This is a genomic window from Flavobacterium inviolabile (assembly GCF_013389455.1).
Taxonomy (GTDB): domain Bacteria; phylum Bacteroidota; class Bacteroidia; order Flavobacteriales; family Flavobacteriaceae; genus Flavobacterium; species Flavobacterium inviolabile.
Genome location: NZ_CP058278.1, coordinates 3,699,005 through 3,721,273, shown reverse-complemented (window position 1 = coordinate 3,721,273; position 22,269 = coordinate 3,699,005). Strand labels below are relative to the sequence as shown.

Sequence of the window (22,269 nt, the reverse complement as noted above, 5' to 3'; positions counted from 1 at the left end):
ATAGTTTTATAGCATCAATATCCGTAAATAAAACACCAAAAGTCCGTAAGACGCATGCTTATAAATACGTATTTTTATACGTATTGTAACATTTTATGGGAAGCCATAAATATTTTTATCTGGAGAAACATAATATTTGCGATTATTAATAATTTAAGAAAATGAGCCATAGAAAATTACACGCCTGTTTTCCTGTAATGATTTTGATTGTATTTGTCCTGTTCGGTTGCGAACTGGAACGGGATGCAATCAACAAGAAAAGCTATCAGGAAAAGATAAGCATAAGAAACAGTACGTTTGATATGCTGCTGAAAGAAGAACAATTTAGTACAGCCCTTTCAAAACTAAATAAAGGGAAACAGAAAAAAGGAAGTATCGAAAAAACTGTTATGGAAGATGCACACGGATTTTCGATTATGCCTGATATTGCTAAAGTGATTCAGGACGATGCATATACCACCTATACATTTCAGATCAAACGCGAAATCAGCAATCCCACTTTTTTTGAAAACCTTGTCATTAGTATGGATTCATTGAATCAGGCGAATGCGTATCTTGTCAAGTATACACCTACAGTACCATTAACACCAAGTGAGGAACATCATTCTTTTCATTTCAAAGGCACGGTTAATATTACGCAGATTGAATATGACATCACGCCAACTGCAAAAGAATTAAATTGCGTAACGGCAACTGTTTGGATGTGCAATCAGGCATGGACAGCAGGAGGGTCAACAGAACCGCATGTAGCTACACAGTATTGCAATGACTCAAGTCACCTTTTTTCAGTTACGACTGTGGATTGCAGTATGTCTATAGGCGGTGGCGGCAATAGTAGTGCAGGTGGTTTTGGCGGCGGCGGCTTGGGTGGTGATGGCGGCTCAACAGGTGGAAATACCGGGGGTGGTCATTCCGGCGGCGGAAGCGGAGGTAGTAATAGCAATACAAATCCTCCAGTTGTAACAACACCCATATTAGACGAAATTGAAAGTACTGCTCCACCGTCAGGATGCAAAACGATTACGAAGCAATTGGAAAAATTTCCGAACCTGAAAGAAAAACTTATCGACCTTGCAGGAACAACATCACAAAGTAACGAAAACGGCATATTTATTGATAAATCAGCAACAACACAAACATCCAATCCCGTACAGACAATTCCGCAGGGTATTGGCGGTATGATTGATATTAATATGAATCCAAGTCAAAAATACGTGATGCTGGCACATACGCATGATGCATACGGAGGAAATGGAAACGGCACATATTCTATATTTTCGTGGGATGATATGGCTGTTTTAAGTCGCTTGGTACAAAATGATAAAATTGATACAGGTGATTTTGTTTTCTATGTTATAACAGCAGATGGAACAAGATATGCTCTTACAATTGATTGCACACTCTGTATTGACAGTTTTAGGTATCCACGCACCAATGCACAAGGAACCATACTGGACATGAAAAAAATTGCAGAAATGGAAAAACTATTTAAAAAATATTATGGAGCCAATGGAACCATTAAAGTAAATTCAAATGTCGAAGATGATAAAAAATCATTTTTAGAGTTTATAAAAGAAGCCAAGTTAGGACTTAATTTATTTGAAGTTGATGCAACATTTTCAGATTTTCAAAAACTGGAATTTGATAGCAAAACATCAAATATTATTAAAAAGCCTTGTTCCAACTAAAATATTCAATTATGAAAAAAATATTTAAATTTAGTGTGTTGTTTTTTCTTTTTTCTTTGTCCGTACAGGCACAACAGGAAAAAATTGAAGCAATTAGCCAATATTTCAATCCCAATTTTAAAAAGAGTATTCTGCTCACTTATTACTATAAGGATATTAATGATTACTTTACTCCATTCATAGGTAAGTGGATTTATCAAAACGGCAGTCAAACCTTTGTTGTGCAATTCACTAAGCAGGAAAAGGTACTTTATCAATCCAGTGGTAATTCAAAATATTTCATGGATGAATTGATCGGACATTACAAACTGGTTCAAAATTATGGGGCTACAAATGAACAAATCATATATACATCTCAAATCAATGCAGGAAATTCAATAACCCCTTGGGTGACGATTATATTTGGTGCGCCATTACAACAATATCTCTTGGATGGTACTATTTATGACGTGAATACACCTTATACGGATGATAATCCACTTGGTTTAAAAGGCATACTTAAAATGAGTATCAGCCCATCCAATACAAACAGCGCGCAATGGAATATTACACTTCCGTCCGGTCTTCATAATTCGGCTAATACAGGTATATTCACAATACCAACCAATGTCACATTAACAAAGGTCAATTAGATATATAAAGTTAGCCCAAATTTTTTGAGCTATTTAAAGTTGATGAAATATTTCCAAAAACTGGAACTTGAAAGCAAGACATCAAACATAATTAAAAAACCATGTCCAAATTAAACATATACACCATGAGAAAAATATTCAGTCTTGGTTTGCTATTATTCGTTGCTTCTTTCTCTTATGGCCAAGTAGAAAAAGTGGAAGAAATGCGGCAACACTATAATCCAAACTTCAAAAAAAGCTCTTTATTCATTTATTACTACAAGGACATCAACAACTATTTTACGCCATTCATTGGCACATGGATTTACCAGAACGGCAATCAAACCTTTGTTATACAGTTCTGGAAAGAAACCAAAGTTGATTATACTGAGGAAGCCCCGAAATATTATACAGACGAATTGCGAGGGCATTACAAGCTTGTACAAAATTACGGTCAGATGAATGAGCAAACCATTTACACATCTGAAATCAACATTGGAAATTCTCCCACTCCATGGCCGACTATAGTAATAGCAAATCAGCCAGTCCAACCTCATATTATGAACGGGAATATTTTTGACGTTACCGGCCCGGTAAATCCTGCATATCCAACAGGAGTAATGGGAGATTTGGATATGAGAATAAATCCTGCAAACCCAAATACAGCACAATGGAAAGTTACATTACCCCAAGGGATGCGTGGCATGGACCAGCCAAGCACATTTACAATTCCGACCAACGTCATATTAACAAAGGTGAATTAGAAATTCTTATTACTCCGGATGAAAAGATTACTATTTTTATTGGTATTGTTTTTATTTTCGTGTACATCACAGGAAAAAATCGTTTCTATAAAAGATCGTTATACTGTAAACACCCAAAAAGACCGTAAAATACGTTACTACTTTAAAGACACTCAAAATTATTTTGAACCGTTTGCCGGTACTTGGATTTAACAGGATTTGCTGTTTTATATTGTTTCGTTTTTTTATAGACGCCTATACTAACCTGCAGGGATTCTGGATTCCGGTTACGGCTTTTGTAGTATCAACCTTGCTGGCACCAAAATTTCAGGCTGTTAAAACCAATGACGGCGAAAAACTTTTTATGAAATGGATTTTTATAAAAGGCATCCGAGAGATTAAATAAAAAGCCAGGGCTTTTAAAGCGATATAAAATCCCGATAGTACTACTGTCGGGATTTTTTTATGGATTTAATATAACGTATTGTGAATTTATGAGGTGTTGTAAGCAAATACAACAGTTATTTTAACGGGTGTTTTATTTGTAATTATTAGTGATGATTTGTTGGTAGACTTGAAAAAAGTATGAAAAATTTTAAATAATTTAAAATATATAAGAAAATTACAACAAAATAAATTAGATTTACGTTAAAATTAACAAATAACAAGTTGGCATGAAAAAGCTTCTTCTTTTTTTATTAATTCTTAACGGAGTGCTCTTAAACGCACAGAACGATAGAATACTTTTTACTTACGATGCGGCCGGTAATCAGATTAAACGAGCCATTTGTATTAATTGCAGTACAGGAAAACAAGCAATTAATAAATCGGATCTGACAGCTGCAGATTTAATTAAAAGCGATATCTCCGATAAAATTTTCTACTATCCGAATCCGGTTCAGGAGGAATTATATGTAAAATGGATTTTAATAGAAGATAAAAAAGTTGAAAATATTTCGGTTTACAACATGAACGGGGCATTACTTCAAAAATTCACTGATTTTAAGACCGATAATTTGCAGCGTATTCCATTTTCGGATTATCCGGGAGGAATGTATATAGTAGCAATACTATATAATAACGGCGAAAGGAAAGATTTGAAAATTTTGAAAAGATAAGTAATGAGAAAAATTATATTTACCACATTAAGTATTGTTTGTTGTTTGGCTGTTAATGCTCAGGATTTAGGCGGAACAAAAGTTGCCGGAACCAGGCCTATTGAAAGAAAATCCACTACTATCGAAGAGGGGCAGATGGATGCAACGACAGCACTAACGCCAAGCTTTCCCGGACCTACTGGCAACTCAGCAGAAGTGGGAATTACTGAAGGAGCATTGTCGGTTTCATTAACAGGAGCGGCAACCTATAATATACCTATAGCAGTTCCGCCGGGAATTAACGGAGTGGTTCCCCAGATCAGTTTAACTTATAGTAGTCAGGAAGGAAATGGACTTGCAGGTTATGGCTGGAATATAACAGGGATTTCCAGTATTACAAGAATTCCTTCTAATAAATTTCATGACAATAATATTAGTGTGATTAATGGCGGTACCGGCGATCGGTTTGCATTAGATGGACAAAGATTAATCCCTAAAGATGGCGGAAATTATTATAAACTCGGAGGCGGACAGGGAGTAAAATATGAAACCGAAAATTTCTCCAATATTAAGGTTACTTCTTATAATATAACAAACAGTCCGGTAAGTGTGGCGGAGTTTAAGGTTGAATATCCTGACGGGTCTGTTGCCATATATGGTGGCTTTTCTACTCATGTGTCAACCACCACCTGGGCCTTGAAGTATTGGGAAAATCCACAGGGAGTACGCATTAGTTATAGTTATGTGCTGGAAAACAATAATTTAAGGATAGCCAGTATAAAATATGGAACTATGGGCACCATTGCTCCTATAAACGAAATACAGTTTGTATATCAAAACCGGCAGCGACCGGAACAAGCTTATATTGGAGGACAAAATATTCTGAATGACAAAATACTTAAAGAAATTAAAGTTATTGGAAACGGGATCGGATTCCGAAACTATTATTTGGCTCATGATATTACCTCATTGGGATATGAAAGACTGATCAGCATTACCGAAAAGTGCGGAGATAATTCAGCAGGTTACAATCCTACAGTTTTTAGTTATGATAATACACCTGAATCTATTGCATATAGTGCTATGACAACAAGTTTGTCTGTTGGTAGTATAAGAGTGGATAATTCGGCAACGGTTTCCGGAGATTTTGACGGTGATGGCAATATGGATTTTTTATTATATCCGACAAACGGGGATAATGCCAAGAAAAAATTCTGGCTTTTTACAGAAATAGCCGGCGGATCGTTAAACATGGGATGGGAGGTGCCTTGTGGATCTTTTGAAGAAATTTTTCCATCAACATGGTTAACATGGAACAACAAGCTGGCTCCGTTTCAGGGTATGACAGCAGTTCAGAGCGCACCGATGGTACCCTATATCAATAATCTGAATATAAATACGTACTATCTTGCTCCTTATGGGGTTTACCTGCAATATCAAAAAGCAATTCAATTTCCGGATTTATTAAAGCGAAAGTACCTTAGTGGCGATTTTAACGGCGATGGACTTACAGATGTTATTGCTGTAGACTGGAGTGGAACGTCATCCAATAGAAATGCTTATTTTATTGATTTAGACAGAAGGAAAACGACAAATTATATGAACCTTGCAGGGGTTATTGCCAATGTTTCATCTGAAGATAAACTTGAAACCGGGGATTTTAACGGGGATGGAAAAACAGATATATTGTTTATAGATGGCAATAATGCTAATTATTCTGCCAAGGTGTATACGTTGAATAGTGATAATCAGCTTGTATTGTTATGGAGTACAGTCATTAAAAATCCGACAAAAATAGTTTTATTCGGGGACTATAACGGAGACGGAAAAACGGATTTCATGCTTCCTAACGGGAATGCTTCGTCATCCTCATATTGGTATAAATATACTTCCACCGGAACAGCGTTTATTGAGGAAAATCAAAGTTATCCCGGATTAGAATATTGGACTCCTTATGGTATAGACATCTATCATTATATTCCATCGGATATTAATAATGATGGAAAAACAGATATACTTTATGTTACTTGTAGCGGCGATTCAACAAGCAGTTCCGGATTAGGAAATATAAGAGTTCGTCCTTTTATAAATAAAAATGGAGTTTTTGGTCAGGTATACGGGCAGTATTATGCCGGAAATACAGGAAATATACCAGGAATTAACAAATTTGCTCTTCCGATTTTTTATACATCAAATCAGCCCAATAAGAAATTGGAAATTGCCTTTGCAAATTATAATAAGCTGCATTATTTTAAATCTCAGAAAGATTTTGGTAAAGAACGGTTATTAAGAGCAATCACTACCGGAAACGGCGTTAAGGAGATTATTAGTTATAGTCCTTTGGTAGGGGCAACCACATCTCAAAACGGATATGACATTCCTTACAGAGCCAGCGGTTATACCGAAAATTATCCTAATACGGATATTATTATGGCTCCGACTTTTCAAATTGTATCACAACTTGAAAAAGTCAGTAAATCGGTTTATAAAAAGCAATTGTTCAAATATTATGGAGCAGTAACAAATCTTGAGGGACTTGGATTTCTTGGATTTCGTAGTGTAATGCGTACAAACTGGTTTGATGATAACGGTACGCAAATCATTTCGACTGTTTCTAAAAATGATATTGGTTTAAGAGGAACAAATATTGAAAACTATTCCCTGCCGGGCATTGTTCTTCCGGGTGATTTAGCACCCATAACAAATTATATCTCAAAAAGCAGCAATACATATAATATGGTTAATGGCGTATTTGAGGATCCATTACAGTTTAATAAAGTTTACAAATTAAAAAGTACCATTACTCAGAACTTTAACGGATTAGATAATACCCGTAGTGAAACGGAAACTACTTATGATGCATACAATAATCCTGTAACATCCGTAACAAAACTATACAAAGAAAATGTACACGAGCAAACTGCTGTAGGTTCAATAGCTTATAATGCTCCTTCCGTAACGCCTCATATTATCGGAAGACCCATGAGCAAAACTCAGGCGATAACCATATATCCCGGTCAGGGATTACCGAATGAAGACACCAGCAGTTCGGAAGAATTGTACACCTATACAAATAACCTGCTCACACAGGTAAAGAAAAAAATAAACAGTACGCCTCATGTTACTGAGGATAATGAATATGATTCTTTCGGGAATATCAAAAAGAAAAAAGTAACGGCTGGATCCCTTACTCCGAGGGAAACAAAATACGATTATGATCCGTCGGGACGTTTCCTGATAAAAAGCTATGATACGGAGAATCTGATTTCAGAATTTGAATTCAATACAAGTAATGGTGTCCTGAATTGGGAGAAGAATCCATATTTACTGCAAACGAAATTTTTCTATGACAAATGGCTTAAAAAAATAAAGACCACAGATTATTTAGGTGTTTCCAAGAATTATACCTATTCTAAAAATGCGGAAAAAACGTTTATAACTGAAACCAAAACACCTGATGATGGCAGTGCCAGTAATGAAGTTTATGACGATTTGGGAAGGAAAATTAAATCGGGAGCGAAAAATATAAACGGAAATTGGGCCTGTATCGATTATTTATATGATATCTACGATAGAAATTTCAAGGTGAGTGAACTGTATTTCGGAGACCCTGCCACCGGTAATTCCGGAGCAACGCAGTGGAACGAAACGCAATATGACATGTATGGAAGAGTAAGTAAAAATATAACCTATACCGGTAAAACGATTACGATGACTTATGCCGGTTTAACCACAACAATTAATGATGGGGTGAAAACCAAAACATCGGTTAAAAATGCTATCGGACGTGTGGTTGCTATGACTGATGCTCCGGGAGGAACGATTAATTACACCTATTTTGCCAACGGGAATTTAAAAACGTCAGATTACGGAGGGGTGATTACAACGATAACATTGGACAATTGGGGAAGAAAAAAGACCTTAACAGATCCGGCTGCGGGAACGTATGAATATACCTATAACGATTTTGGAGAAACCCTGACGGAGAAAACACCAAAAGGAATTACAACTTATGATCTTGATGCCGTTGGAAAAGTTAACTGGAAAACAATCGTAGGCATTAATGGGGATAATACCAATTCCAAAACCACAAATACGTATGATCCTGCTACAAAATTGCTGACAGCAGTGAAGTTTGAAAATCTTTCTGAAGGGTATGTGATAAATTATTCTTACGGTTATGACCAATACAAAAGACTGAACTTTAAGGATGAAAGCGGTTATCTGGCCTATTACCAGCAAGCGACCCAGTTTGATGCTTTTGGCCGTCCGGAAAAAGAATTATATACCGCAATCAATACTTCCGATTTAAAGCGTTCGGATAAATGGATCAAGAAAACCTATAAAAATGGCTATCATTATCAGATTGTAGACGATGCAACGCAGAAGGTTTTATGGCAGGCCAATACTGTAAACGAAAGAGGACAATTGCTTACTGCACAGTACGGATATGATAACGGTAGCTTTGTTGGTCAGGAGACACATAGTTATGACACCTATGGACTACCGGCATCAACAAGTTACAGAACAGCAAATGGAAGTTATTCTTCGGCAGTTCCGTTCATGACGCTTACCACAGCATTTGATCCGCAGCGGGGTAATTTATTAAACAGAACGAATAGTATGTTTGGCTGGAGTGAAGATTTTTCAAATGCCTACGACCAACAGGATCGGTTAATCAAGTATAAAGACGCTAATGGGGTTTATGTAACTCAGAGCTATGACGATCGTGGCAGGATAACAGCGAACAATATCGGAACGTATAATTACAATGTTATTAATAGCACAAGTGGTGTTTCAAGTCCGTATCAGGCCAGTTCCGTAACACTTGCAGATGCTGCAACAACGGCATATTATAATGGAAGGGAACAGAATATCGGGTATAATGCTTTTAAAAGCCCTGTTTGGATAACGGAAGAAGGAAAGGAAAATATAGATTACCAGTATAATGCCTTCGATGGCAGATGTACAATGTATTATGGCGGTTTAGAAGCTGATAAAACAGCAAGGAAATACAGGAAATTCTATTCTGCCGACGGCAGTATGGAGATAAAACGAAACCTGCTCACCGATACCGTTGAGTTTATAACCTATATAGGCGGTAATGCCTATACGGCTCCGGTAGTTTTAAAAAGTGACGGAACAACTCAAAATTACCTTTACCTGCACAGGGATTATCAGGGAAGTATTTTGGCAATAACAAATGCTAACGGACAGGTTCTGGAAAAACGACTTTTTGATGCCTGGGGTGCTTTGATAAAATATAACAATATAGCAGGTTCCACGACTGTTCCAACGACATCTGACGGACTGCTGCTGGACAGGGGATATATCGGTCATGAACACTTGTTAGGAGTAGGGCTGATTAATATGAACGCAAGGCTGTATGATCCTAGATTGCACCGTTTTCTGTCGCCGGATAACTACGTACAGGATCCTAATAATACGCAGAGTTATAACAGGTATGCCTATTGCTGGAACAATCCGTTAAAATATGCCGATTATAACGGAGAATGGTTTGGATGGGACGATTTAATAGTGGCTGCGGTGAGTTTTGTTGTTGGTTATGTATCAAGTGGTATTCAAACCGGGCAATGGGGATGGAGTTCTGTACAATCCGGACTTATCAGTGCAGCTGTCGGCTGGGTTGCCTATAATACCGCCGGAAGTTCATCGGGGATTACCGCCGGAAGCGGCTCCCTGAATGCCCCGATGTGGGATTTCCTGGCCACATCTGCTGCCAGTTCGGCAATTAGTTTGCTGTATCCGCCTATAGGAATTCAGATCAATAATTTCTCATTTAGCATTTCACCGGCAATTGCTTTTGGAAATACATCCGGTGTGGGTGTTAATTTAAGCGCAACTTTCAGTAATGGCGATTTTAGCCTTTCGGGAGGGATTGGTATTATGAGTAATAGTAATTATAACGGATTAGGGAAAAATGGATATGAAATCAGAAAATCAATTTTAGCCAGTTATGATAACGGGAAAAACGGATTTAGTTTAGGATTTAATAAATGGGAAGGTGATTTTGCCCAAAGAACCGGCGTTGTAGGTCTTCATTTTGGCGATTTCAGAGTAATGTATGAAAATGACGGTTCAATAGGCGGTTTAGGAGATGGAGGAGATAGTTATAGGACTGCAGCATTAAATTTATCCTTGGGTGATTTTACAGCCGGATTTAATTTAATGACAGGATATCGGGATTATGAAGGAGAAGATGGCTCGGTAAAGACCCATAGAGACCCTTTGTGTGTAGACGATTTTGGCAGAAGAATGCCTAATGGATTAGCAAAAGAAGAAGGACCAAAATACAGACTTGGCGCGCTCACTGTAGGCTATAAAGGGTATAGAGTTGGAGTGAATAGCGAGCACATTCGTCATGCTATTCAGGATCAGGCGATACATAACCTTAGAATACCATGGTTTAACGGGAAATCTATTTTTGATAAAAGACAAATGGGGTTTGAAAACCAGTCATGGGACTGGAAAGGCTATGGTCAGTATAGAACACAAAATATATTTACATCATGGTAACCAGAGTGTCGGTGGCCTTTATACTGCTGTTGACTGTTTCAGGCTGTTGCTATAATGGCAAATTGTCAGATTATGGACTGCCGAGGAAAGCAATTGCTAAATTGAAAAATAGTACCATCGACTATAGTAAAATTGATACTATGGCTTTGTATAAAGCAGAAGCCGGTTTCAATATTAACAGCCTGACAAAAGAATACACATATTATGAAAAGGATGTGAATAATAGTTACCCTTATGTTTCCTATCTGAAATTTTACCAGGATGGTAAATTGGGAGTGTTTATTATTCCAAAGACAGATACATTAGCATTACAAAGAGACTTTTTTAATCCGGTAAAAGCAAAAATGGGCTATTATAATATGAACGGAAAGGTTCTCAAAATCAGGATAGCCACTATAGGGGATTGTACATTATATATTAGCGATAGCGAAGGAACAATTCAAAATGATACTCTGAAAATGCTGAATAAAAATTATTCGGGCAAAATTTATAAAAAAGTAACCGTACCCAAAAGCCTGTTAGAAAAATGGAAGCCGGATTGGTAAACCATTTATTGGTGTAGCAGGTAGATGAGGTAACTGTTCGGAGATTGATCTAAAAAAAGGGGAATGTATTACCATTCCCCTTTTTAGTATCATCTGTACTGTAAACGCTGTATTATTTCTTTTTCGTTTCCGCCGTTTTCTTCGCCGTTTTATACAGCGGTATAAAATAGGAAACGGTATAATTAAATCCGGCACCGAAATTCCCTTCATAGGTTCGGTTAAATCCGGGAATATAAAGGTTGTCGAATCCTTCCGGTTTTTTGTTTGATGCTAAATAGTTCAGTCGGACGCTGAAACCTAAAAACAGGTTGTCAAAGATTTCGGCTTTAACACCGGCAACCACTTCCAGCCAATGTGCCGTCAGACCGTCAAACTTTTGCCCCGGTGCTACTATGGTCTGTCCGAAATAAGGATTGGTGTCATAAATAGCATAGGTGTTTAATTCCTGGCTAAAAGTACTCACACTATAACGCACCCCTGCATAGATCATGTTTTCCATATCCAGCCAGTTCTCATAGGCATTAAAATCGAAACCAACTTTAAAATAACTGCCTTTAGTGGTATAATTCAACTGACTTTCGGCTTCTGTACGGTCTTCATTTCCGATTTCGCCGGCAAGGAATATCTTTTTTGACAAACGGTAATCGCCCACAATCTCAAAACCCCGGTAGTCTTTTTGGTAAAAAGAGCGGGCCAGCCTGTTTAAATCGGCTCCCACACGAATACCGTAACGCTCTGTTTTTTTAGGGATGGAATCCTGTGCAAATGATGCCAGTGAGGTCCACACAAAAAGAATACTAAAAATATATTTTAAGGTGTGTCTCATTTGGGTTTTCAATATTAGATTGTACAGTTACGATATTGGAGATCCATTTGTCGGTGTCTCCTTCCGGAATTACCGGATTATTAGGTGCCAGCTTGAACGTGGTTTTATATCCGCAGGCTCTCGATACATACTGGTCGGTTCTGGAATAATTAAAAACCATGTGGTCTTCATTGCTTATAGCGGGATTGGCCGCATTCTGGGTAAAATGATAGGACGTAATATCCTCGGTTGTCTTTAGCGGAATCTTGATCTTATTGGCAGTGGTCAGATACTTTGTATCTTCGTTTCCGGTAGCATTAAAGATTATCGGTTCCGTCATACCATCAGCTATTACTCTCAGGTTGGTAACGCTTTTTAAAACAGTAGGATCGTTTTTATCATAAAATTCAATTACAACGCTCGGTGTCGTTGGTGTTCCATCGGCACAGATATCATCCTTTTCGCAGCTCCAGAAAGCATTTGCGACGATAAAAGCAACTAATAATGTTTTAATTTTTTTCATCAAAAATTGATTAACGTTTTTCCAAAAGTACTACATTTTCCACATGGTGCGTTTGCGGGAACATATCAACCGGACGAACACGGGTAACCGTATACATTTCATCCATTAAAGCCAGGTCACGGGCTTGTGTAGCCGAGTTACAGCTCACGTAAACCACTTTGTCCGGTGCGATTTTTAAAATTTGCTCCACCACATCTTTATGCATACCGTCACGAGGCGGATCGGTGATAATCACATCCGGTTTTCCGTGTGTAGCAATAAAGGTTTCGTTGAAAACAACTTTCATATCGCCCACAAAGAAATCACAGTTCGTAATTTCGTTGCGTTTGGCATTTTCCTTAGCATCGGCAATGGCTTCCGGAACGGCTTCCACACCAATTACTTTTCGGGCCTGTCTGGAAACAAACTGTGCAATGGTTCCGGTTCCGGTATATAAATCATATACCAGTTCGTTTCCGGTTAGTCCGGCAAACTCACGGGTAATCTTGTATAGCTCGTATGCCTGATCGGAATTGGTCTGGTAAAAGGATTTCGCATTGATGCTGAATTTTAACCCTTCCATTTCTTCCAGGATATAATCCCTTCCTTTATAAAGGATGATATGCTGGTCGTATAAAGTGTCGTTGGCTTTACTGTTGATCACATACTGTAAGGAAGTAATTTCCGGAAAACGTTCGGCAAGGAAGTTCAACAACAACTCGCGCTGTGCCTGGTCTTCTTCAAAAAACTGTACCAATACCATGATCTCACCGGTCGAAGCGGTACGGATCATCAGCGTACGCAATAGCCCGTCGTGATTTCGGGGATTGAAAAACGGCATGTTGTGCTCGTTGGCAAATTGCCTGATTTCATTACGGATGGCATTGGAAGGATCTTCCTGTAAATGACATTTGCTGATGTCCAGGATTTTATCCCACATTTTCGGAATATGGAAGCCCAAAGCATTCTGATTGCTGTAGTCTTCCTCACTCTGAATCTCTTTTTCCGTTAACCAACGGGAATTGGAAAAGGAGAACTCCATTTTATTACGGTAGAAAAACTGCTTTTCCGAACCTAATATCGGCTCGAAATCGGGTAACTCAATTTTTCCGATTCTTTTTAAATTATTATAAACTTCCTGATTTTTGTAGAACAACTGGCGGTCATAGTTCATATTCTGCCATTTGCAACCACCGCAAGCACCAAAATGCTCACAAACAGGTTCCACACGGTGTTCGGAATATTCGTGAAAGTTTATGGCTTTTCCCTCATAATAGGATTTACGTTTTTTGAATGTCTGTACATCAACAACGTCACCCGGAACAACATTTGGAATAAAAATTACTTTTCCATCGGGAGCTTTCGCAACCGAAACGCCTTTTGCACCTGCATCAAGGACTTTTACTGTATCAAAAACGATTTTGTCTGTTCTTTTTCTTCCCATACGGCAAAAATAAGGATTGTTGTGTTTTGAAAAGTATAAAACTATATTTTTTTATCAAAGGGATTATCTTGTATGAATAAGATTACTTACATTTGAGTGGTAAACCTCCTAATATATTAAGGTATAAAATGAGATTGTATACGCGATTATCTAAGATACCCTTTTTAAGGAAAAGCTATGCCTTAAAATTCCTTTTTATAGCCTTTCTCGGGATTCATATTCCGCTGATTGGTATCGTCGTTTATATTCTTTTCGGTCCTAAAGACATCTCGGTAATAACCGTTTTTAGCGTTACACTAATATTAACCTTACTGGCAACCGGAGCCACCTTATGGATACTGAAAAAACTGGTTACCCCTATAGAAATCGCTTCGAAATCACTTCTGGACTACAGTGAAAAAGGTGTTATTCCGTCATTGCCCACAAAATATACCGATGAAGTAGGACTGCTGCTAAGCAATCTGCAAATGCGGATTAACGAAAATGAAGATTTGCTGAATGAAAAAAAGGATCTGATTTACCTGCTTTCACACGATCTGAGGAATTTTGCCACCACACCGCAGTTTTTATCAAAGTTTATACTGGAAGAAGAGCCTTCGGAGAAAGTAAGGGGTTATGCCGAACTGATCCTGGAATCGACCACCCATCAGTTTGAGTTTCTGGAAAGCTTTATACTATTACTGAAAGAAGAAGAACTGATTTCCAGATCCACGCTGGAATTACACGAATATGAGCTGGATGAAATTTTACAGCTTGTTGGAAAAGTACTGAATCAGAAACTGGACAACAAAAGAATCCACCTGATCATTAATAATGAAACGGATGCGGTGGCTTTGCTGATAAAAGAAGAATACCTGCAGCGGGTGTTGATAAACCTGGTGGATAATGCCATTAAATTTTCCTATCCGGATTCCGAGATTTATTTAACGGTCATGGAAGAAAACGACAGTGTTGTTTTTGTGGTTGTCGACAACGGAATGGGATTTGAACCGGCTAAAAAAGACGAATTGTTTCATAAATTCACCAAACAGGCGCGTGTGGGGACCCAAAAAGAATCATCCACCGGTATCGGACTATATTTGTGCAAAAAAATAATCGAACGCAATGGCGGTACCATTTATGCCGAAAGCTTAGGAATCGATAAAGGTTCCCGTTTTACCTTAATTCTCAAAAAAAGAAGCCAGCATGTATAATCATTTAGTTTTACTCAGAGGGATCAATGTTTCCGGGCAGAAGCTTATCAAAATGGAAGAGCTGCGAAACCACCTCACGGATAATGGTTTTCAGAATGTACAGACCTATATACAGAGTGGTAATGTTTTTGTAACCACTGCCGAAGCCGATCCGAATGTGGTAGAGCAACAGGTGGCAGCGCTGCTGTTGGATAAATACGGTTTTCAGGTTACGGTTGTGGCTATATCGGAAGCCGGATTGAAAAAGGTTTTTACGAATAATCCGTTTTTGGCCGATGCAGCTATCGGATTAAAACAACTGTATGTTGCCTTTTTAGCGGAAGTGCCGCAACAAGAAAATGTTGGAAAACTGGATGCCTCTTTCGTACATCCCGATACGTTTACAATGGGCGACCGTGCATTGTATCTATGCTATCACAATAATGCCGGTAATTCCAAAATGACCAATAACTGGATTGAAAACCGGTTAAAAGTAACGGCAACCTCAAGAAACTGGAATACCGTTACCAAACTGGTGGCACTTTTTGAAGCCAGAAAAGGTTAATGCTTCCGGGCCGTTAGCGGATTGTTTAACGTTTTCAGGAAAGCGGTCAGGTCTTTAATCTCTTCTTTCGTTAAATGCAATTCATCCGGTGGCAGGGTCTGGTTGTCAACAGTAATGCCAATTCCGGCACCGCCGCCCCGGTTATAAAAATCAATTACTTCTTCCAGTGTGTTGTATACACCATTGTGCATATAAGGAAATGTGATCGCTGCATTCCGTACAGTAGGCGTTTTAAAAGCATACTTTTTTAACGGTGCTTTCGTGATCAGGAATTCTCCCATATCCGGATCGATTACAGCGTTTGCCGTAACGTTTCTCGACGGGACACCCAGAACTTCACTTTCTGTTTCATTATAAAAAGGAGGAACGCTTCCGTTGAATAAAGGAAAGAAATGGCAGGTAGCACATTTTGCTTTTCCCATATAAAGATTAAAACCGTTTTTCTCACTTGCGGTTAAGGTCGTTTTTCCTCTCAGGTAGTTGTCAAATTTAGCATCCAGTTTCGATAAGGAACGAACATAGGACGCTAACGATCTTAAGAGATTCTGCTCGCTGATTTCAGTAGTTTCCGGAAATACTTTTTTAAACCCGGATTGGTAAACCGTACTGTTCTTTACTTTCGCCAGGGCATTGGCAAAACTGCCATGCATTTCATCCTTGTTGTTGATTACATTCCTTGCCTGATCTTCCAGATAGGTAACGCGGCCGTCCAGGAAAAGTACATTCTGGTAAGCCGATTGTAATAAGGTAGGCGTGTTCCGGGAAAGGGAATTGCTTTCCACGGCTTTTGTTCTATGATCGGCATAAGCCTGATCCGGAATATGGCAGCTGGCACAGGAAACTTTATTGTTACCGCTTAATATAGGATCAAAAAACAACTGTTTTCCCAGATCTTTCTGGGCATCGGAAGGATTTTTGTTGGATGCCGGGGCAAAGAAGTTGACGTCAAAAGCGCCTTCGTCAAAAACGGTAGGATTGTTAAAGTTGAGGGCTGTTGGAGTAGGATTGTTCTTGATTTGCAGCTGTTTCTGGATGGTATGGATCTCTTTCGAAACCGGAATGCAGTACGTTACAATAAAAGTAGCCCTGTCAAAAAGATTAAAATCTGTGTTTTGGTCAATATAGGCTGTACTTTTTGCAATAATGCTGTCCAGCTGCGTACTGTTGGTGTACAGGGCCATTATGGCATGAATACTTTGCAGTGTTGCTTTGGTTTCCGGCAACGAATGGAAGGCAACCGGCGAATCGAATCCGGTGATTCCCAGACTCATCATGCGGAGCAGTTGTAATTTCTGGGCTTCAAAAACATTGCTGTCGGTTAGCTCTAAATTGGAAAAATCATCCTTAAGCGACTGAACAATTCCGTTCAGGATCCCGATTTGTTTCTGAAGTTCCGGTTTGTTGATGGCGTCTGTAAACAACTCTTCTTCTACTTTCTGGAAACCGGTGGCTTCTTCTACCTTTCTGCTGGTTTCGTGTACGTCGTTTTTGTCAATCGCCGCCCCGTTTATTGTTTTGGAAGCTTCCGGATAATAGAACGTTACCAGGCTTTCCACGTTTTTATAGCTCAGACGGGCTTTTTTGAATTGCTTTTTTAAGGCGTTAGCGCTGCTGTTTTTGAGTGCCAGGTTTTGAAGTGCTTTTACATCGGTGGCAAAAACAGCATACTGTGTTTTTAAAAAATGCTGTGTTTTTTCGGTGGCAATGAGCGGTTTCGGCGTCGAATTGTTGCAGGCGGTAAAAAGGAAGAGCAGATTAATAAGAATAAGCAAATTTCTCATAATGGTATAATTGAAATTAGGAATGCAAAACGGGTCTGCATTCCTAATGTTTTTTATATAAAAATTGTAGTGATTATCTTGGTAGGCCTTTAATTAAGATTACCTGACTGCCCTGATTTTCATTCGGACGAACCGTTCCGCCGTCTACACCTTTAAAAGCATCTTTTTTCCAGCTGTGTGTCTGGATGCTTAGCATAAAAGTGTCCGGAATCCCGATAACATCGGAAACATCAATTAAAGCACCGTATTCCCATGAACCCAAAGCCGAGCTGGCACTAAGGTATTTGTTCGTCGGGTCGTTGCGTTTGTGATCCAGTTCGAATACTTCTTTTAACTCACCGGTAGCAATGTTGTACTGATAAATGTAGGCATCGTGGGTCTCATCGCCATAACCGTTTGAATCCTCCTGTAGGTACACAAAGTTTTTAGTAACGCAGATGTTATCCACATTCTGGAATTTTTTGGCTTTTCCCTGTCTGTTGTCACCGTCTAAAACCAAAGTCAACTGACCTGCTAACGGGTTGTTCTGGTCTAAAACCAATTTGTAAACACGACCGTATTTAGATCTTGAATAATCGGCATTTGCACCGGAATTATCCTGTCCGGTAACGTTGAAATATACTTCACGCTCTTTTCCGGCTTCTTTTCTGTAATCAATATCTTCCACACGTCCGAAAGGAATGGCTTTCAGTGTTTGGGAAAGGATGTTGTTCTGGTCGCCGGTATTTGTTTTGGCATTCGGAACTTCAACAAACTGTACGGCATAAGAGTTGCCTTCGGTCATGTTTCTTTCCACCATATTCTCATCCGTTCTTTTCATAACATATACTTTTCCGTTGTTTAGATCTCCGGTAGTACTTTTATACATCACGAACTGACCGCCGTAAGTTCCGGAATCGTCATCCCCGATTAAAATAACGGTTTGCCCGGAATAGGCAGTTTTAGGTAACGGAACGGCATTTTCGGAACTCCATCTTCCCAAAGCAGCTAAAGGTCTTGGTGTGCTGTTGTTCGCTTTAGTGTCAAAAGGAGTGATCCCGATGATTTGCGATTCGGCGCCGCTTTCTCCGGCTGTTAAGAATAAAGGTCCGAATCCGTGGATTTCAGGAGTTGCCAGTGAAGCAGAACACAATCTGTTTCCGGCACCGTTGGAATTCAATACATACTCTCCGGCTACCGGTTTGAAATGATTGTCGAACGTGATTTTGGAAACGGCAAAGTTATCTTCGTTATTTACCAGGAATGTAAAGGTACCGTCGCTGTTTTTAAATAAACCGGAACCGTCTGCAGAACCTCCGAAAACATAACCGGGAGTGTTGATAAACGTATCTTCACTTGAAAAAAGAGCAAATGTCTGTAAGGAAGGGAAGCCCGGCATGTTTTTAATAAGCGCCGGAGTAATGGAATAATTCTTTAACTCAATAGGGGAAGTGTTGCTGCCCGTATCGTTTGTTGTTTCATCGTCTGAGTTGCACGACAGCATGGCTGTAAGCACGGCAAGGCTCAGGATACTTTTGTTAATTTTCATGTGTTTTTGTTTTTGTGTTAGACCCGGCAAACTTAAACATGCTGTGTTAGCATAAATACATCGAAATATTCTCAAAATGTTACTATTGCTTTTTATGAAGTAAATTTTTGTTAATAAATTGTGAAAGGAGTGTTAGCGGTGGTGCAGGAGGAACCTGCCGGATGATTCTTAAAATAAAAATTTGCTGTCGGCTTTCTTTGTTTTATTTTTGACAACTAAAGTGTTGTTATGAACCGTTTTGACCGTATTACCGCGATTTTAATCCAGCTGCAATCCAGGAAAGTTGTAAAGGCTCAGGATCTTGCCGATAGATTTGATATTAGCTTAAGAACGGTGTACAGGGATATCCGGACACTGGAAGAAGCCGGAGTACCGTTATACGGGGAAGCCGGTGTGGGCTATTCCATTGTGGACGGTTACCGCTTGCCTCCGGTCATGTTCACGCAGGAGGAAGCAATGGCTTTTATAACGGCAGAGAAACTAATGGAAAAACTTTCCGATTCGGCAGTTCAGAACAATTTTCAGTCGGCGATGTATAAAATCAAATCCGTTTTAAGAGGAAGTGAAAAGGAACTGGTTGAAGGTTTGGAGCGTCACATTCATGTTCGGGAAAAGAAAAAGAATAATACGGCACCCGGCAACAGTCTGGATGTGCTGCTGAAAGCCATATCGGAAAAGCGGATCGTAAAAATGACGTACCGGGCTTTCGGAAACGAAGAAAATACGGAAAGGCTGATGGAACCCATCGGAATTTATTATGAAAATGAATACTGGTATACGGTGGGATATTGCCATTACCGGAATGCCTACCGCCATTTCAGAGCCGACAGAATGGTGGATATTTTCCTGACGGAAGAAATATTCCGTATGGAACACGCTTCGCTTCAAAAATACCAGGAACAGAAAAAACAGGATCTCAATTTCAGAAGGGAGCGGGTAATTATAAAAGTCGATAAAAACATTGCCATGTACCTGCAGGAACGAAAACACTATTACGGTTTTGTTAGTGAGGTTATAAAAGGAAATGAAATAGAGATGACTTTTTTAACCGATTCGCTGTATGAAGGCTTTGCCCGCTGGTATATTATGTTTGCCGATTATGCCGAAATCATAGAGCCGGCATCGCTGAATGAACGGATTATAGAGCTTGCCGAAAAAATTCTTCAAAAAAAATAATTTCTTAAAAATCTACTGACACACTGTTGTCACAACACGGTTGTTCCTTTGTATTGTTAAACAATAAAAGCAAAACAATCATGAAACTAATCACGTTATTACAAGACGAAATGGCGCAGGAAGCGGCAACAACCAGAAAAATGTTATCCTGTGTGCCAACAGAAAAACTGGACTGGCAGCCACATCCGAAAAGTATGAAAATGAAAGTACTGGCTGCCCATATAGCCGAACTTCCGGCATGGGTAAACATGGTGCTGAACACCAACGAACTTGATTTTGCGAACAATCCGTATGAATCCCAGGATGTTAAAAATACGGAAGAGCTACTGGCGTTTTTTGAAAAATCCTTAAAAGAAGGAGAGCAGTCGCTGGTGGCAACAGATGAAGAAGAATTCTGGGAAGAATGGACCCTGCGAAACGGTGAACAGATTTACAGTACTTCTTCCAAATATGAAGTAATCCGGATGAGCTACAGCCAGATTGTACACCATCGTGCCCAGCTGGGAGTTTACCTTCGCCTGCTGAATATTCCTATTCCGGGAAGTTACGGACCAAGTGCCGATGAGGTGATGATGTAAACGGACAGCATTTCTATGATATTTCAAACGCCGTTTTAGCAATAGTTTTATTTGTTATAAAAAACACAAATAAACGATTGAATTGTTATAATTACACATTAAAGATTCTGTTTTGTGTTACTTTTTTAAAATAGAATTAGTAAATTGCACAACTCTATAGGATGATTTCTCTCCTGAAAAAGAAGGAATGTAAGATATAGCAAACAAACTAAATTGAAAATGTCAGTTATAGAAAAAATGAGTTCAGCCGAAGCGATTGCTTTGGAAGATAAACACGGAGCGCACAACTACCACCCGCTTCCGGTAGTGTTAAACAGAGGAGAAGGTGTTTTTGTGTGGGATGTTGAAGGTAAAAAATATTACGATTTTTTATCGGCATATTCTGCGGTTAATCAGGGACACTGCCATCCTAAAATTATCAGTGCCATGACAGAGCAGGCGCAAACGCTGGCGTTAACGTCAAGAGCATTTTATAATGATAAGTTAGGAGCTTACGAGAAATTTGTAACCGGTTATTTCGGTTTCGACAAAGTACTTCCTATGAATACCGGGGCTGAAGCTGTGGAAACGGCTTTGAAGCTAACGAGAAAATGGGCTTATGAGAAAAAAGGAATCGCCGAAAATGAAGCGCAGATAATTGTTTGCGAGAACAATTTTCACGGAAGAACCACTACGATTATCTCTTTTTCGAATGATGAGAACGCCAGAAAGAATTTCGGGCCGTATACGGAAGGATTTATTAAAATTGCTTACGATGACATCACTGCGCTGGAAAACGCTTTAAAATCGACTAAAAACGTTGCTGGCTTCCTTGTAGAACCTATTCAGGGGGAGGCAGGAGTATATGTACCGTCCGAAGGTTACCTTGCAAAAGCAAAAGCATTGTGTGAAGCGCATAATGTATTGTTTATTGCCGATGAGGTTCAGACCGGAATTGCCCGTACAGGTAAACTGCTGGCTGTTGAACATGAAAATGTAAAACCGGATGTGCTGATTTTAGGAAAAGCCCTTTCCGGAGGTGCCTATCCGGTATCGGCAGTATTGGCAAATGATGCGATCATGAATGTGATCAAACCGGGACAGCACGGATCTACTTTTGGTGGAAACCCGATTGCAGCCGCTGTCGCTATTGCTGCTTTAACGGTAGTGGAAGAAGAACAGCTTGCCGAAAATGCAGCGGTACTTGGAGACCTGTTCCGCGCTAAAATGAATGACTATATTGCCACAAGCAGCATCTGTACTTTAGTAAGAGGAAAAGGGCTGTTGAACGCTATTGTAATTAACGATACGGAAGAAAGTGATACCGCCTGGAACATCTGTTTGGCATTACGCGATAACGGATTATTGGCTAAGCCAACGCATGGAAATATCATTCGCTTTGCACCGCCTTTGGTCATGAATGAAGAGCAGCTGCTGGACTGTGTCCGAATCATTACAGACACTTTAAAACAGTTTGAAAAATAATATAAAGGTCCGCTAAGCGGACCTTTTTTTATG

General features: G+C 39.2%; 18 protein-coding genes. 13 read left to right on the top strand and 5 right to left on the bottom strand.

The annotated features are described in order from the left end of the window. Positions 1-161 precede the first annotated feature (161 nt). The 8 genes from HW120_RS16785 to HW120_RS16755 all read left to right on the top strand — a co-directional run bounded on the left by HW120_RS16785 (position 162) and on the right by HW120_RS16755 (position 11,221). The gene (locus tag HW120_RS16785) at positions 162-1,688 is read left to right on the top strand and encodes a hypothetical protein (RefSeq protein ID WP_177735706.1); all 1,527 of its coding nucleotides are present in this window, start codon (positions 162-164) and stop codon (positions 1,686-1,688) included. 11 nt (positions 1,689-1,699) lie between these two features. Further along, positions 1,700-2,320 carry a DUF6705 family protein gene (locus HW120_RS16780; protein WP_177735704.1) on the top strand — a complete coding sequence of 207 codons (621 nt, stop codon included), beginning with the start codon at positions 1,700-1,702 and terminating at the stop codon, positions 2,318-2,320. Between the two features lie 125 nt (positions 2,321-2,445). Further along, positions 2,446-3,063 carry a DUF6705 family protein gene (locus HW120_RS16775; RefSeq protein WP_177735702.1) on the top strand — a complete coding sequence of 206 codons (618 nt, stop codon included), beginning with the start codon at positions 2,446-2,448 and terminating at the stop codon, positions 3,061-3,063. Positions 3,064-3,081: 18 nt separating this feature from the next. Continuing rightward, a complete protein-coding gene (locus HW120_RS16770; protein WP_177735700.1) occupies positions 3,082-3,255 on the top strand; it encodes a hypothetical protein in 174 nt (57 codons plus the stop codon). 4 nt (positions 3,256-3,259) lie between these two features. Beyond that, positions 3,260-3,448 (top strand): hypothetical protein, encoded by a 189-nt coding sequence (locus tag HW120_RS17775; RefSeq protein WP_246297069.1) that lies wholly within the window; start codon positions 3,260-3,262, stop codon positions 3,446-3,448. A 268-nt stretch (positions 3,449-3,716) separates the two neighbouring features. Next, on the top strand, positions 3,717-4,160 hold the full coding sequence (locus tag HW120_RS16765) for a T9SS type A sorting domain-containing protein (RefSeq protein ID WP_177735698.1): 444 nt from the start codon (positions 3,717-3,719) through the stop codon (positions 4,158-4,160). Between the two features lie 3 nt (positions 4,161-4,163). After that, positions 4,164-10,676 carry a polymorphic toxin type 23 domain-containing protein gene (locus HW120_RS16760; RefSeq protein ID WP_177735696.1) on the top strand — a complete coding sequence of 2,171 codons (6,513 nt, stop codon included), beginning with the start codon at positions 4,164-4,166 and terminating at the stop codon, positions 10,674-10,676. Continuing rightward, the gene (locus tag HW120_RS16755; RefSeq protein ID WP_246297007.1) at positions 10,670-11,221 is read left to right on the top strand and encodes a hypothetical protein; all 552 of its coding nucleotides are present in this window, start codon (positions 10,670-10,672) and stop codon (positions 11,219-11,221) included. Before HW120_RS16760 ends, HW120_RS16755 begins: the two co-directional genes overlap by 7 nt. Positions 11,222-11,333: 112 nt before the next feature. Here the strand turns inward: HW120_RS16755 and HW120_RS16750 are convergent, their stop codons facing one another. The 3 genes from HW120_RS16750 to rlmD are packed head-to-tail and all read right to left on the bottom strand — an operon-like array spanning position 11,334 to position 13,972. Beyond that, entirely contained in the window at positions 11,334-12,047 is a 714-nt protein-coding gene (locus HW120_RS16750; RefSeq protein ID WP_177735694.1) for a DUF6048 family protein, read from the bottom strand. Beyond that, positions 12,019-12,549: a DUF6452 family protein gene (locus HW120_RS16745; protein WP_177735692.1), complete on the bottom strand. Its 531-nt coding sequence runs from the start codon at positions 12,547-12,549 to the stop codon at positions 12,019-12,021. Before HW120_RS16745 ends, HW120_RS16750 begins: the two co-directional genes overlap by 29 nt. A 10-nt stretch (positions 12,550-12,559) precedes the next feature. Beyond that, a complete protein-coding gene (gene rlmD, locus HW120_RS16740) occupies positions 12,560-13,972 on the bottom strand; it encodes a 23S rRNA (uracil(1939)-C(5))-methyltransferase RlmD (protein WP_177735690.1) in 1,413 nt (470 codons plus the stop codon). Positions 13,973-14,100: 128 nt separating this feature from the next. On the opposite strand from rlmD, the gene HW120_RS16735 reads away from it, so the two are divergent. Continuing rightward, the gene (locus tag HW120_RS16735; RefSeq protein ID WP_177735688.1) at positions 14,101-15,165 is read left to right on the top strand and encodes a sensor histidine kinase; all 1,065 of its coding nucleotides are present in this window, start codon (positions 14,101-14,103) and stop codon (positions 15,163-15,165) included. After that, the gene (locus HW120_RS16730) at positions 15,158-15,709 is read left to right on the top strand and encodes a DUF1697 domain-containing protein (protein WP_177735686.1); all 552 of its coding nucleotides are present in this window, start codon (positions 15,158-15,160) and stop codon (positions 15,707-15,709) included. The genes HW120_RS16735 and HW120_RS16730 overlap by 8 nt, the downstream gene beginning before the upstream one ends. Here HW120_RS16730 and HW120_RS16725 read toward each other — a convergent pair. Both HW120_RS16725 and HW120_RS16720 read right to left on the bottom strand, forming a co-directional pair. Continuing rightward, complete coding sequence (locus tag HW120_RS16725) at positions 15,706-17,490, bottom strand: cytochrome c peroxidase (RefSeq protein WP_177735684.1); 1,785 nt, start codon at positions 17,488-17,490, stop codon at positions 15,706-15,708. The two genes, HW120_RS16730 and HW120_RS16725, sit on opposite strands and share 4 nt — an antisense overlap. A 73-nt stretch (positions 17,491-17,563) precedes the next feature. Continuing rightward, entirely contained in the window at positions 17,564-19,018 is a 1,455-nt protein-coding gene (locus tag HW120_RS16720; RefSeq protein ID WP_177735682.1) for an alkaline phosphatase PhoX, read from the bottom strand. A gap of 228 nt (positions 19,019-19,246) precedes the next feature. On the opposite strand from HW120_RS16720, the gene HW120_RS16715 reads away from it, so the two are divergent. The 3 genes from HW120_RS16715 to rocD all read left to right on the top strand — a co-directional run bounded on the left by HW120_RS16715 (position 19,247) and on the right by rocD (position 22,236). Next, positions 19,247-20,194, top strand: a complete 948-nt coding sequence (locus tag HW120_RS16715) for a helix-turn-helix transcriptional regulator (RefSeq protein WP_177735679.1) — start codon at positions 19,247-19,249, stop codon at positions 20,192-20,194. A gap of 80 nt (positions 20,195-20,274) precedes the next feature. Beyond that, positions 20,275-20,772 carry a DinB family protein gene (locus HW120_RS16710; RefSeq protein WP_177735677.1) on the top strand — a complete coding sequence of 166 codons (498 nt, stop codon included), beginning with the start codon at positions 20,275-20,277 and terminating at the stop codon, positions 20,770-20,772. Positions 20,773-20,991: 219 nt separating this feature from the next. Continuing rightward, positions 20,992-22,236 (top strand): ornithine--oxo-acid transaminase, encoded by a 1,245-nt coding sequence (gene rocD, locus HW120_RS16705; protein ID WP_177735675.1) that lies wholly within the window; start codon positions 20,992-20,994, stop codon positions 22,234-22,236. Positions 22,237-22,269 lie beyond the last annotated feature (33 nt).